Source organism: Kosakonia sp. CFBP8986, assembly GCF_034044935.1.
In the GTDB taxonomy this organism is placed as follows: domain Bacteria; phylum Pseudomonadota; class Gammaproteobacteria; order Enterobacterales; family Enterobacteriaceae; genus Kosakonia; species Kosakonia cowanii.
On record NZ_JAXCXB010000002.1, the window covers coordinates 551,668 to 564,945 of the forward strand.

12 protein-coding genes are annotated in these 13,278 nt (G+C 50.4%); all 12 read left to right on the forward strand.

Translation table 11 applies throughout. The annotated features are described in order from the left end of the window. Positions 1-14 precede the first annotated feature (14 nt). The 12 genes from wcaK (at position 15) to pseG (ending at position 13,278) form a co-directional block, all read left to right on the forward strand. The gene (gene wcaK / locus SOM48_RS06200) at positions 15-1,295 is read left to right on the forward strand and encodes a colanic acid biosynthesis pyruvyl transferase WcaK (RefSeq protein ID WP_320511615.1); all 1,281 of its coding nucleotides are present in this window, start codon (positions 15-17) and stop codon (positions 1,293-1,295) included. Continuing rightward, positions 1,292-2,512, forward strand: coding sequence for a colanic acid biosynthesis glycosyltransferase WcaL (wcaL, locus tag SOM48_RS06205; RefSeq protein WP_054803223.1), 1,221 nt, complete (start codon positions 1,292-1,294; stop codon positions 2,510-2,512). The genes wcaK and wcaL overlap by 4 nt, the downstream gene beginning before the upstream one ends. An 11-nt stretch (positions 2,513-2,523) precedes the next feature. Then, positions 2,524-3,939, forward strand: coding sequence for a colanic acid biosynthesis protein WcaM (gene wcaM, locus SOM48_RS06210; protein WP_128482625.1), 1,416 nt, complete (start codon positions 2,524-2,526; stop codon positions 3,937-3,939). Between the two features lie 177 nt (positions 3,940-4,116). Next, entirely contained in the window at positions 4,117-5,010 is an 894-nt protein-coding gene (gene galF, locus SOM48_RS06215; RefSeq protein WP_128482626.1) for a GalU regulator GalF, read from the forward strand. Between the two features lie 397 nt (positions 5,011-5,407). Further along, positions 5,408-6,490, forward strand: a complete 1,083-nt coding sequence (gene rfbB / locus SOM48_RS06220; protein ID WP_320511671.1) for a dTDP-glucose 4,6-dehydratase — start codon at positions 5,408-5,410, stop codon at positions 6,488-6,490. A gap of 2 nt (positions 6,491-6,492) precedes the next feature. Further along, on the forward strand, positions 6,493-7,392 hold the full coding sequence (gene rfbD / locus SOM48_RS06225) for a dTDP-4-dehydrorhamnose reductase (protein WP_320511672.1): 900 nt from the start codon (positions 6,493-6,495) through the stop codon (positions 7,390-7,392). A gap of 47 nt (positions 7,393-7,439) precedes the next feature. Then, positions 7,440-8,318: a glucose-1-phosphate thymidylyltransferase RfbA gene (gene rfbA / locus SOM48_RS06230; protein WP_320511616.1), complete on the forward strand. Its 879-nt coding sequence runs from the start codon at positions 7,440-7,442 to the stop codon at positions 8,316-8,318. Between the two features lie 2 nt (positions 8,319-8,320). Beyond that, positions 8,321-8,869, forward strand: coding sequence for a dTDP-4-dehydrorhamnose 3,5-epimerase (gene rfbC, locus SOM48_RS06235; protein WP_320511617.1), 549 nt, complete (start codon positions 8,321-8,323; stop codon positions 8,867-8,869). Positions 8,870-8,913: 44 nt separating this feature from the next. Further along, the gene (gene pseB / locus SOM48_RS06240) at positions 8,914-9,912 is read left to right on the forward strand and encodes a UDP-N-acetylglucosamine 4,6-dehydratase (inverting) (RefSeq protein WP_320511618.1); all 999 of its coding nucleotides are present in this window, start codon (positions 8,914-8,916) and stop codon (positions 9,910-9,912) included. Further along, positions 9,912-11,063 (forward strand): UDP-4-amino-4,6-dideoxy-N-acetyl-beta-L-altrosamine transaminase, encoded by a 1,152-nt coding sequence (gene pseC, locus SOM48_RS06245; RefSeq protein WP_320511619.1) that lies wholly within the window; start codon positions 9,912-9,914, stop codon positions 11,061-11,063. Before pseB ends, pseC begins: the two co-directional genes overlap by 1 nt. Further along, positions 11,064-11,774, forward strand: a complete 711-nt coding sequence (gene pseF, locus SOM48_RS06250) for a pseudaminic acid cytidylyltransferase (RefSeq protein ID WP_320511620.1) — start codon at positions 11,064-11,066, stop codon at positions 11,772-11,774. Beyond that, complete coding sequence (gene pseG, locus SOM48_RS06255) at positions 11,752-13,278, forward strand: UDP-2,4-diacetamido-2,4,6-trideoxy-beta-L-altropyranose hydrolase (protein WP_320511621.1); 1,527 nt, start codon at positions 11,752-11,754, stop codon at positions 13,276-13,278. Before pseF ends, pseG begins: the two co-directional genes overlap by 23 nt.

Here is a 13,278-nt window from a genome sequence, read left to right on the forward strand (position 1 = left end):
TTTATGAGGTCGTTATGAAATTATTGATCCTTGGCAATCACACATGCGGCAACCGTGGTGACAGCGCAATTTTACGTGGATTGTTGGACGCTATTGCCCGCCTGAATCCTGAGGCGGAAGTGGATGTGATGAGCCGCTATCCGGTCAGCTCCTCCTGGTTACTCAATCGCCCGGTGATGGGTGATCCGCTCTACAGCCAGATGAAAGCGCACAATAACGCTGCTGGCCTGATGGGGCGCGTGAAGAAAGTGCTGCGCCGTCGCTACCAGCACCAGGTGCTGCTCTCCCGCGTGACCGATACCGGCAAACTGCGCAATATCGCCATCGCTCAGGGGTTTACCGATTTTGTGCGCCGCCTGGCGGATTACGATGCGATTATTCAGGTCGGCGGCTCCTTCTTTGTCGATCTCTATGGTGTGCCGCAGTTTGAACATGCGCTCTGCACCTTTATGGCGAAAAAGCCGCTGTTTATGATTGGTCACAGTGTCGGGCCGTTCCAGAACGACGACTTCAACAAGCTGGCGAACTACGTCTTTGGCCATTGCGATGCGCTGATCCTGCGCGAGCATGTCAGCCTCAATCTGATGAAGCAGAGCGGCATCACCACCGATAAAGTGGAGCAGGGCGTCGATACCGCCTGGCTGGTGGATCACCATCAGGAGGATTTCACCGCCAGCTATTCCGTGCAGCATTGGCTGGACCTGGCGGCAAAAGAGAAGACCGTTGCCATTACCCTGCGTGAACTGGCGCCGTTTGATAAACGCCTTGGCACCACCCAGCAGGCGTATGAAAAGGCCTTTGCGGATGTCGTCAACCGCGTGATTGACGCCGGTTATCAGGTGATTGCGCTCTCTACCTGCACCGGCATCGACAGCTATAACAAAGATGACCGCATGGTGGCGCTCAACCTGCGCCAGCATATCCAGGATCCTTCCCGCTACCACGTAGTGATGGATGAACTGAACGATCTGGAGATGGGGAAAATTCTTGCGGGATGCGATTTAACCATCGGCACGCGCCTGCACTCAGCGATCATCTCCATGAACTTCGGCACGCCGGCGATTGCCATTAACTACGAACACAAGTCAGCCGGGATCATGCAGCAGCTCGGCATGCCGGAGATGGCGGTGGATATTCGCCATCTGCTGGACGGTTCGCTGGCGTCAATGGCGGCAGATACGCTGGGCCAACTACCGGCGATCAACGCACGGCTGGCAACGGCGGTGGCAGCCGAGCGAGAGCAGGGCATCAAGATGGTGCAATCGGTGCTCGAGCGCGTGCAGGGGGTGAAATGAAAGTCGGCTTCTTTTTGCTGAAATTTCCTCTCTCGTCCGAAACGTTTGTCCTCAACCAGATTGTCGCCTTTATCAATATGGGATTTGAGGTTGAGATCGTCGCCCTGCACAAGGGCGATATGAACAATACTCACGCCGCGTACAGTGAATATAAGCTGGCGGAGAAGACGCACTGGCTGCTGGCGGAGCCGGAAGGGAAACTGGCGAAGCTGGGCTATCGCGGGCAGGCCATCGCCCGCGGCATGTTCAAGTCGTCGACCTGGAAAGCGCTCAACCTCTCCCGTTACGGTGATGAGGCGCGCAACCTGATCCTGCCAGCGATTTGTGGTCTGGCACCGCAAACTTTTACCGCCGATGTTTTTATCGCCCACTTTGGCCCGGCGGGCGTCACCGCGGCGAAACTGCGCGAACTTGGCGTGCTGAAAGGCAAGATTGCCACCGTCTTTCACGGGATCGATATCTCGCACCGCGATGTGCTTACGCACTACACCCCGGAGTATCAGCAGCTCTTTAAGCGCGGCGATTTGATGCTGCCGATAAGCGATCTGTGGGCCGGGCGGCTGCTCACCATGGGCTGTCCGCAGAATAAGATTGCCGTCTCGCGTATGGGCGTCGATATGACGCGCTTTAGCCTGCGTGAAGTGAAATCGCCTGGCCGTCCGCTGCAAATTATCTCGGTTGCGCGTTTAACGGAGAAAAAAGGGCTGCATGTTGCCATTGAAGCCTGCCGCTTGTTGAAAGCGCGCGGTGTGGCGTTCAAATACCGCATTCTGGGCATCGGCCCCTGGGAGCGCCGTTTGCGCACCCTGATCGAGCAGTTCCAGCTTGAGGATGTGATTGAGATGCCCGGCTTTAAGCCAAGCCATGAAGTAAAAGCGCTGCTCGATGAGGCGGATGTCTTTCTACTCCCCTCCATTACCGGCACCGATGGCGATATGGAAGGTATCCCGGTCGCGCTGATGGAGGCGATGGCCGTTGGGATCCCCGTGGTCTCAACCGTTCACAGCGGTATTCCGGAACTGATCGACGCCGGACGTTCCGGCTGGCTGGTGCCGGAAAACGACGCCGAAGCGCTGGCTGAACGTCTCGCCTCCTTTGGTCAGATGGCGAGTGAGGAGCTTACGCCGGTGGTGACCCGCGCCCGGGAGAAAGTTGAAACGGACTTTAATCAAACGATTATCAACCAGCAACTGGCCAGTCTGCTGCAAACGCTTTGATGAGAGGCTTTATGACTGCGAAACGACGCTCAACCGCGCTGACGCGCCGATCCTTCCTGACCGCCGGCTCTGCGCTGGCGGCGCTTCCCCTGCTGCATATGCCCGCCGCGCGTGCCCTTGGGCGCAGTGACACGGTAAAGTTAAGCGATTACAACCACAATGACTGGCCGGCTGCGCTCAATAAGGCGTTTGCCGACGCGCAGACGGTGGAGGTTCCTGCCGGGCTGGTGTGCGAAAACATAAATACCGGTATTTTCATTCCCGCCGGGAAAACGCTGCTGGTGCGCGGGGCGTTAAAAGGCAGCGGACGCGGGCGTCTTGTCCTGCAGGACGGCAGCCGTGTAATCGGCGAGCAGGGCGGCAGCCTCTATAACGTTATGCTTGATGTGCGCGGCTCAGACTGCACCATTAAAGGTGTCAACATGAGCGGTTATGGCCCGGTAATGCAGATCTATATTGGCGGTAAAGAGAAGCGCGTGATGCGCAATCTGGTGATTGATAACATCAACATCAGCAAAGCTAACTACGGCATTTTACGCCAGGGCTTCCATAACCAGCTGGACGGCGCGCGCATTACCCATAGCCGCTTTAGCGATCTGCAGGGCGATGCCATCGAGTGGAACGTGGCAATCAACGATCGCAATATCCTTATCTCCGATCATGTGATCGACAATATCAACTGCACCAACGGCAAAATTAACTGGGGGATTGGCATCGGGTTAGCGGGCAGCACCTATGACAATAACTACCCGGAAGATCAGTCGGTGAAAAACTTTGTCGTAGCAAATATTACCGGCAGTAATTGCCGCCAGCTGGTGCATGTGGAAAACGGTAAACATTTTGTTATTCGCAATATCAAAGCGAAAAACATTACGCCGGACTTCAGTAAAAAAGCGGGGATTGATAACGCGACGGTGGCTATTTATGGCTGTGATAATTTCGTTATCGATAATGTCACGATGGAAAATAGTGCCGGCATGCTGATTGGTTACGGCGTGATCAAAGGCGATTATTTATCCATTCCGCAAAATTTCAAACTCAACGATATTCAGCAGGATAACAGCAGCAGTAAATATAAGCTGCGCGGTATCCAGGTCTCCTCCGGTAACGCGACCTCGTTTGTCGCCATCACCAACATCAAGATGCAGCAGGCTACCCTTGAGCTACACAATAAGCCGCAGCACCTCTTCCTGCGCAATATTCACATTACGCAGGATGCGTCCGTAGGCCCGGCGCTTAAGCTCAACTTTGACCTGCGCAAAGATGTGCGCGGCCGTTTTATGGCGAAAAATGAGACCCTGCTGTCGATGGCGAATATTCACGCAGTGAATGAGAACGGTCAAAGCTCCGTTGATATCGATCGTGTCGATCAGCACACCGTAAATGTCGAAAATTTAAACTTCCGCTTACCCGCTAAACGGTCTTAAGCCTCTTTTGAGGCTTTTGCGAGGAATCCTGGAGATTAAACCGGGGCGTTAGGATTACATCAGATGTCATGAGGGAGCATCACTCGTCGCCATTTTCATACCTGTTTGCCATGAACGTACTGGCGAAAACAGGTCAAGGGTTTATAATTCATCAATAAATTATAGGTGGAAGAAATAATGGTTAATTTAAAGGCAGTTATTCCGGTAGCCGGACTTGGGATGCATATGCTTCCCGCTACAAAAGCGATTCCAAAAGAGATGCTGCCGATTGTCGACAAGCCGATGATTCAATACATTGTCGACGAAATTGTCGCCGCGGGGATCAAAGAGATTGTTCTGGTCACCCACTCGTCAAAAAACGCGGTTGAAAACCACTTCGACACCTCCTACGAGCTTGAAGCGCTGCTTGAACAGCGCGTTAAGCGCCAGCTGCTGGCGGAAGTGCAGTCCATCTGCCCGCCGGGCGTTACTATCATGAACGTGCGTCAGGCACAGCCGCTGGGCCTGGGTCACTCCATCCTTTGCGCGCGACCGATTGTGGGTGACAATCCGTTTATCGTGGTCCTGCCAGATATCGTGCTGGACACGGCAACCGCCGATCCGCTGCGTTATAACCTCGCCGCAATGGTGGCGCGCTTTGACGAGACCGGCCGCAGCCAGGTGCTGGCAAAACGCATGAAGGGCGATCTCTCTGAGTACTCGGTTATCCAGACCAAAGAGCCGCTGGATAGCGAAGGTAAAGTAAGCCGCATCGTGCAGTTTATTGAGAAGCCGGATCAGCCGCAGACGCTGGATTCCGATCTGATGGCAGTAGGGCGCTATGTGCTCTCTGCGGATATCTGGGCAGAGCTGGAAAACACCGAGCCGGGTGCATGGGGACGTATTCAGCTGACTGATGCTATTGCGCGTCTGGCTGAAAAACAGTCCGTCGATGCCATGCTGATGACTGGCGACAGCTACGACTGCGGTAAGAAAATGGGCTACATGCAGGCATTTGTGAACTATGGCCTGCGCAACCTGAAAGAAGGTCAGAAATTCCGCGATAGCATCCAGAAATTGCTGGCACAATAATCAAATAGATACATCAAGTCCTGCAAATCTGATTACATGGGCAGTAAAGAGTGGCGCTGGGAGAAATTGCTCTCAGGTTATTCTTACTGCCCTTAATTTTTTTAACCTTGGAAATCAACAGTTAAAAAAGATAGTACGCTCATTTTTTGGGCTTAAGAGCAAAGGATTTTCCCTTGTTTCCGGGGCTATTTCAGCGGAGAATAGCCGCTTAGCCTTTCGTGCCTGTGTTAGCTGCAATACGCTACTGTCGGCGCGGGCAAAATTTATGTCAACTGTCTCACACAGCGTACGGGTAGCTGGAAAGCCTGGGGCGGTAGCGTGCCTTTTGTTTCTTACTCTTTTCCTTTTGCCCGTTGAGCGCGTTCTAAACATTGCCAAGCAAGTACGGATAATTCTCGTGAAAATACTGGTCACCGGTGGCGCAGGCTTTATTGGCTCTGCAGTCGTGCGTCATATTATTAATAACACCCAGGATTCTGTGGTTAACGTTGATAAATTAACCTATGCAGGAAATCTTGAGTCTCTTAGCGATGTCAGCGAAAGCCAACGTTATTTTTTCGAGCAGGCTGATATCTGTGACGCTGCTGCGATGGCGCGTATATTCGCAGAGCATAAACCGGACGCAGTAATGCACCTGGCAGCTGAAAGCCACGTTGACCGTTCAATCACCGGGCCTGCCGATTTTATTGAAACTAATATCGTCGGCACCTATGTTCTGCTTGAAGCGGCGCGCGCGTACTGGTCGATACTTGATGAAGACGCCAAACAGGCGTTTCGTTTCCACCATATTTCAACGGATGAAGTCTATGGCGATCTGCCTCATCCGGATGAAGCGCAACCCGGTGAGCCGCTTCCGCTCTTTACCGAAAACACCGCTTATGCTCCAAGCAGCCCTTATTCAGCGTCAAAAGCGTCGAGCGACCATCTAGTTCGCGCCTGGCTGCGTACCTACGGCATGCCGACTCTTGTGACCAATTGCTCCAATAATTACGGCCCTTATCATTTCCCGGAAAAATTGATTCCGCTGGTGATCCTCAATGCGCTTGAAGGTAAACCGCTGCCTATTTATGGTAAAGGCGATCAAATCCGTGACTGGCTCTATGTAGAAGATCACGCTCGCGCGCTTTACACCGTTGTGACGCAAGGCGTGGCTGGTGAAACCTATAACATTGGTGGCCATAACGAGAAACAAAACCTCGATGTTGTGCACACCATTTGCGATCTGCTTGATGAAATCGTGCCTAAAGAGGGCTCCTATCGCGATCAAATCACCTACGTAACTGACCGCCCGGGTCACGATCGCCGTTATGCCATTGATGCTGATAAGATTAGCCGCGAGCTGGGCTGGAAACCGCAAGAGACCTTTGAGTCCGGCATTCGTAAAACCGTGCAGTGGTACCTGGATAATCAGCGTTGGGTTGAGAACGTCAAAAGCGGTGCTTACAAAACCTGGATCGAGCAAAATTACGAGAAACGTTAATGATGAATATTCTGTTGTTCGGTAAAACCGGACAGGTAGGTTGGGAACTACAGCGTGCGCTGGCCCCCTTGGGTCATGTGATCGCTGTCGATGTTCACTCCACTGATTACTGTGGCGATTTCAGTAATCCGGAGGGCGTGGCAGAAACGGTTCGTCGCGTTCGCCCCGGCGTCATCGTCAATGCGGCTGCCCACACGGCGGTTGATAAAGCGGAATCAGAACGGGATTTTGCCCAGTTACTCAATGCGACCAGCGTTGAAGCCATTGCGCGCGAAGCGGCAGCGATAGATGCCTGGCTGGTGCACTACTCAACAGATTATGTTTTTCCGGGCAGCGGCGAAACGCCGTGGCGCGAAACCGACGAGCCTTCGCCGCTCAACGTCTATGGTGAAACCAAATTGGCAGGTGAAAAGGCTATTCAGCAATATTGCCCGAAGCATCTGATTTTCCGCACCAGTTGGGTCTTTGCTGCGAAGGGGAATAACTTTGCTAAAACGATGCTCAAATTGGCGAAAGAGCGCGAAACGCTCTCCATTATCGGCGACCAGTTTGGTGCCCCGACAGGGGCAGAACTGCTGGCTGACTGCACGGCCCATGCTATTCGCACTGCTCTGCACAAACCGGACGTCGCCGGACTTTATCATCTCGTAGCATCAGGTACGACCAACTGGCATGCGTTTGCCCAACTGGTGTTTGCTGAGGCGCGTGCTGCTGGCATCACGCTGGCGGTGCAAAATGTGAATGCTATCGCGACAGAAGCGTATCCTACCCCCGCAAAACGTCCTCATAATTCACGACTCAATACAGAAAAATTTTCCCGTGAATTTAACCTTGTACTTCCGCATTGGGAGAATGGGGTGAAACGTATGCTGGCGGAGTTATTTGCGATGGGCTCGGCTTAATTAATTTGAGATGCCTCTGGGGAGGTGTTTTAGCGTGAGAGAACGAAATGAAAACACGTAAAGGGATTATTCTCGCTGGTGGCTCTGGTACGCGCCTCTATCCGGTGACGATGGCCGTCAGTAAACAGTTGCTGCCTATCTTCGACAAGCCGATGATTTACTACCCGTTATCTACGCTAATGCTGGCGGGTATTCGCGATATTTTGATCATCAGTACGCCACAGGACACGCCGCGTTTTGAACAGTTGCTCGGCGATGGCAGCCAGTGGGGGCTTAAGCTGCACTATAAAGTGCAGTCAAGTCCGGATGGGCTTGCGCAGGCGTTTATTATCGGTGAAGAGTTCATTGGTAACGATGATTGCGCATTGGTCCTCGGCGATAACATTTTCTACGGCCATGATTTGCCGAAACTGCTGGATGGCGCGGTCAATCAGGAGGGCGGTGCAACGGTCTTTGCTTACCATGTCAACGACCCTGAACGTTATGGTGTTGTTGAGTTTGACAAGCAGGGTACTGCCATCAGTCTTGAAGAAAAACCGCTTGAGCCGAAGAGTAATTACGCTGTAACCGGGCTCTACTTCTATGACAACCGTGTGGTTGAGATGGCGAAAAGCCTGAAACCCTCCGCCCGAGGTGAGCTGGAAATTACGGATATTAACCGTTTGTATCTGGAGCAAGGTAATCTTTCAGTTGCGATGATGGGGCGTGGTTATGCCTGGCTGGATACAGGTACACACCAAAGCCTGATTGAAGCAAGTAACTTTATTGCCACTATTGAAGAGCGCCAGGGGTTAAAGGTCTCTTGCCCGGAAGAGATCGCGTTCCGTAAAGGCTTTATTGATGCCGAGCAGGTAAAAAAACTGGCTGAGCCTCTGAAAAAGAATGCCTATGGCCAGTATCTGCTAAAAATGATTAAAGGTTATTAAGCATGAATGTGATCAAGACTGATATCCCCGATGTATTGATTTTTGAGCCGAAAGTCTTCGGCGATGAGCGGGGCTTTTTCTTCGAAAGCTTTAGCCAAAAACTATTCGAGGAAGCTGTCGGACGGAAGGTTGAGTTTGTTCAAGACAACCACTCTAAGTCGGCAAAAGGGGTATTACGCGGATTGCATTATCAGCTTGATCCTTTTGCGCAGGGTAAGCTTGTGCGTTGCGCCGTCGGTGAAGTTTTTGATGTTGCGGTGGATATTCGCAAAAGCTCTCCAACTTTTGGTAAATGGGTTGGAGTCCATCTTTCAGCAGAAAATAAACGTCAACTTTGGCTCCCGGAAGGTTTTGCTCACGGCTTCCTTGTTCTCAGCGAGACGGCAGAGTTTCTCTACAAAACTACAAATTATTATGCGCCGGCATTCGACCGTGGCATCAAATGGGATGATCCTCATTTAGATATTAGTTGGCCGTACGCTGGCGAATTAAGCCTGTCTGAAAAAGATAAAGCGCAACCCCTCTGGAATAGCATTCAGTATTTTGACTGAAATTACTACAGACATGTCTAACATTTTCTTTAGAGTATATCCATATGTTTAATGATAAAGTAATTCTTGTAACTGGCGGTACTGGGTCGTTTGGTAATAAATTTGTTCGCATGACGCTTGAAAAATATAATCCGAAAAAAATTATCATTTACTCTCGTGACGAAATGAAGCAGTGGGAAATGGCTAAACATTTTAAAGATGAAAGCCGCATTCGCTTTTTCATTGGTGATGTTCGTGATAAAGAGCGCCTTTACCGCGCGCTGGATGGCGTCGATTTTGTCGTGCACGCCGCTGCGACTAAGATTGTCCCCACTGCCGAATATAATCCATTTGAGTGTGTCAAAACTAATATCAATGGTGCGATGAATGTTATTGATGCCTGTATTGATAAAGGCATTGAACGTGTGGTTGCCCTTTCAACAGATAAAGCAAGTAGCCCGGCCAATCTTTATGGCGCTACTAAACTAGCTTCCGACAAGCTGTTTGTTGCCGGAAACTCCTACTCTGGCGCGTATAAAACTCGCTTCGCCGTTGTACGTTACGGTAACGTAATGGGATCACGTGGTTCCGTAATTCCTTTCTTTCTCTCAATTAAAGAGAAAGGCGAATTACCTATCACTGACGATCGTATGACCCGCTTTATGATCACCCTCGAACAAGGGGTCGAGTTAGTGTGGCATGCCTTCCAGGACATGGTTGGCGGTGAGATCTATGTGAAAAAAATCCCATCCATGAAAGTTACGGATGTTGCGACAGCAGTAGCGCCAGAAGCGACGCAAAAAGTCGTTGGTATTCGTCCCGGCGAAAAGCTGCATGAGCAAATGATCAGCGCAGAAGATGCGCATTACACCTACGAATATCCGGAACATTTTAAAATCCTGCCTGCTATTCACAACTGGTGCGATTCACCTGAGCGTATTAAGGATGGTAAGCGCGTGCCGGAAGGCTTTGTCTATGAAAGCGACAGCAATACGGAATGGATGAGCGTTGAAGAGCTGCGCCAGTGGATCGATGTGAACCGCGATAAAGTAGGCAATATCTGATGAAATTTATTCCCTATGGACGTCAGGATATTTCTGGTGAAGATATCCAGGCCGTCGTTGATGTACTGCAATCTGACTTTTTAACGCAGGGACCGTGTGTTCCTCAGTTTGAGCAGGCAATCGCGAATTACGTAGGTGTGAAACACGCGCTGGCTGTTAATAGCGCAACCTCAGCGCTCCACATAGCTTGTATGGCGTTAGGAATGGAAGAGGGCGACTGGCTGTGGACGACGCCGAACACGTTTGTGGCGTCTGCAAACTGCGCGCGTTACTGCAATGGGAATGTTAGTTTCGTGGATATCGATCCTGCGACCTATAACATGAGCGTTGCTGCGCTCGAGACAAAACTCAGCTATGCAAAAGCAGAAGGCACCTTACCGAAAGTTGTGGTACCCGTTGCATTTGCTGGCCAGTCCTGCGAAATGGAAGCGATTCACAAACTTTCACGTGAATACGGCTTTGCCATTATCGAAGATGCTTCGCATGCCATTGGCGGCAAATATCAGGGCGAGCAAATCGGTAATTCAAAATATGCCGATGTCACTATTCTCAGTTTTCACCCGGTCAAAATCATCACTACCGCTGAAGGCGGAATGGCATTAACCAATAATGATGAGCTGGCGGAAAAACTGGCGTTGCTGCGTAGCCACGGTATCACCCGTGATGCGGACAAAATGACAAAAGAGGCAGAAGGCGGCTGGTATTATCAGCAGGTAGATCTGGGTCTTAATTACCGGATGACCGAACTGCAAGCTGCGCTCGGTGTGAGCCAATTAAAACGTATTGATGAGTTCGTTGCTGCACGCCACCGTTTAGCGAAGCGTTACGACGCGCAGCTTGCTGGCGTACCTCTGACACTTCCTCATCAGGCGGAGAGCGGTTATAGCGCACTGCACCTCTACCCGATAATGGTTAACGATTCTGCAAAACGTAAACCGCTTTTCGATTATCTGCGTGAGAAAGGCATCGGTGTGAATGTGCATTATATTCCTGTACATACACAGCCCTATTACCAGCAGTTAGGTCATAAAGTTGGCGATTATCCCGCAGCTGAAGAGTATTACTCGCGCGCGATCAGCATCCCGATGTATTCAACGTTATCGGAAGATGAACAGGATTTCGTCATAAATGCTATTCGGGAGTTTTTCTAAATGAACGTGGCAATCATCCCTGCGCGTGGTGGTAGCAAGCGCATACCGCGAAAAAATATTAAAGAGTTTTGTGGTAAACCTATGATTGCCTGGTCAATTGAAGCCGCTCTAAAGAGCGGCGTTTTTGACCACGTTATCGTGTCGACAGATGACGAAGAAATAGCTGACGTGGCGCAAAACTATGGTGCAGAAGTACCTTTTGTACGACCAGCAGAGCTGTCGAATGATTATGCTGGCACGATCCCCGTCATTCGGCATGCCACTGTTTGGCTTGTTGAGCAGGGGTATGACGTGCAGAACGTTTGTTGCATCTATGCTACCGCTCCTTTTATTACGCATGACGATATTATTCGTGGGCTTGAAATCCTTAAAAGCCATGAGGCTGATTACGCTTTTACGGTCACACGGTTTCCTTATCCTATCCAGCGAGCGCTGAAAATAAACCAGCATGACAAAATCGGCATGTTCAATCCCGAGATGTTCCATGTTCGCTCCCAGGATTTAGAAGAGTCATGGCACGATGCCGGGCAGTTGTATTGGGGTACTCGCGAAGCGTGGGAGCAGGAAAAACCGATTTTCACCTCTAACGCCTATCCAGTGATCCTTCCCGCGGAGCGTGTACAAGATATTGATACACCAGAGGACTGGCGAGTAGCGGAGTGGTTGTTCAAAGCCATGGAATTCAAGAATGAACATTTTTCTGCGAGTTGACTCCTCACTATCAATTGGTACGGGTCATATCGTCAGAAGCCTGAATCTGGCGAATGCGCTCCGTAATACTGGGGCTGAATGTCATTTTATTACCAAGCAGCATACCGGCCACATCATTCCCAAAATCGAGTCTCAGGATTTTAATGTCAGCATTATTCCGGGCGCACCAGAGTCTGAAGGTTATATTGTTGATGAAAAGTCCTGGCTTAACGGTACGCAAGCTCAAGACGCCTGCGAATTTATTGCACTGGTTGAGCAGGCGGCGGTAAAACCTGAGGTTATTATTGTTGATCACTACTCACTGGATTATGAGTGGGAATACGCTATCAAAAAGCAGTATCCCTCGGCCCGAATAGTGGTTATTGACGATCTGTGTAATCGGCAGCATTGGGCCGATATGATTATTGATCAAACATTTAAGCGCACACCTGAAGAGTATGGGGCGCTAAACAAAGCGAATGGGCAGATATATTCAGGCACATCATACGCACTCATCAATCCTGCTTTCGTTGCATTAAGCGCAAAATCGATTAAAAGAAAAAAAGCGCTACAAGAGCCGAAATCAGTGTTGATCACCATGGGAGGCGTCGACGCACAAAACGTGACTGAGACGATACTTACCTGGTTGAATGAAAATGAGACCACCTTTTTCGACAAAATCACCATCGTAATGGGACGCGCGTCACCGCATCAATCTGCGGTGCGAGAGGCTGCGAAACACGCACGTTTCCCTGTTGAGGTGCTTATCGATGTCGATACCATGCCTGAACTCATGCTTGAGCATGATCTTGCTATTGGAGCTCTGGGTGGAACGACATGGGAGCGTTGTGTGATGGGGTTGCCTGCAGTAAACATCGCGATAGCGGATAATCAAATGACCATCGCAGAATCGTTACGCAGCAGTGGCGCTATTGTTTTATACGCAGACTCGCTTCAATCTCAGACCTTTATGTCGGCACTGATCGACCTGATAACGCGTTACAAAGAACATATGCTGCTGGCTATGAATATTTGTGATGGGCATGGCATGTCGCGAGTCGTACAAAACATTCTTTCGCAACCTGCCAGAGAGGGGAAAAATGTGATTCTCAGACCTGCGACAGAAAGAGATATCGATTTTGTCTATAAATTACAGTGCGAGCCGCAAACCAGAGAGTTTGCCAGAAATCCTGAAATTCCCGCTTATGACGATCATGTTGCATGGATGAAGCGCAAACTCAACGACGAGCGGGTAAAGTTCTACATTATCGAGTGCGAAATTGCTTGCGGAGTATTACGACTCGATCCTATTGAGCATAGCGGTGCAGATTTTGAAATATCCATTTTCATGACTGAAAAAAGTCAGGGGAAGGGCATTGCAAGTGCCGCTATTAAGCGAGCCATGATGCTAAACAATGACGTCAAAATGCTTGCAACAGTGCTGGCAGCAAATACCGCGTCGCACCTGCTATTTCAACGATTAGGTTTTACTAAAATTTCCAATAGCGAATACTTAAGTGAGTAA

Bases quoted from the DNA above. Each gene is read 5' to 3' on its own strand.
- wcaK (WP_320511615.1), top strand. From the start codon at position 15: ATGAAATTATTGATCCTTGGCAATCACACATGCGGCAACCGTGGTGAC.
- wcaL (WP_054803223.1), top strand. From the start codon at position 1,292: ATGAAAGTCGGCTTCTTTTTGCTGAAATTTCCTCTCTCGTCCGAAACG.
- wcaM (WP_128482625.1), top strand. From the start codon at position 2,524: ATGACTGCGAAACGACGCTCAACCGCGCTGACGCGCCGATCCTTCCTG.
- galF (WP_128482626.1), top strand. From the start codon at position 4,117: ATGGTTAATTTAAAGGCAGTTATTCCGGTAGCCGGACTTGGGATGCAT.
- rfbD (WP_320511672.1), top strand. From the start codon at position 6,493: ATGAATATTCTGTTGTTCGGTAAAACCGGACAGGTAGGTTGGGAACTA.
- rfbA (WP_320511616.1), top strand. From the start codon at position 7,440: ATGAAAACACGTAAAGGGATTATTCTCGCTGGTGGCTCTGGTACGCGC.
- rfbC (WP_320511617.1), top strand. From the start codon at position 8,321: ATGAATGTGATCAAGACTGATATCCCCGATGTATTGATTTTTGAGCCG.
- pseB (WP_320511618.1), top strand. From the start codon at position 8,914: ATGTTTAATGATAAAGTAATTCTTGTAACTGGCGGTACTGGGTCGTTT.
- pseC (WP_320511619.1), top strand. From the start codon at position 9,912: ATGAAATTTATTCCCTATGGACGTCAGGATATTTCTGGTGAAGATATC.
- pseF (WP_320511620.1), top strand. From the start codon at position 11,064: ATGAACGTGGCAATCATCCCTGCGCGTGGTGGTAGCAAGCGCATACCG.
- pseG (WP_320511621.1), top strand. From the start codon at position 11,752: ATGAACATTTTTCTGCGAGTTGACTCCTCACTATCAATTGGTACGGGT.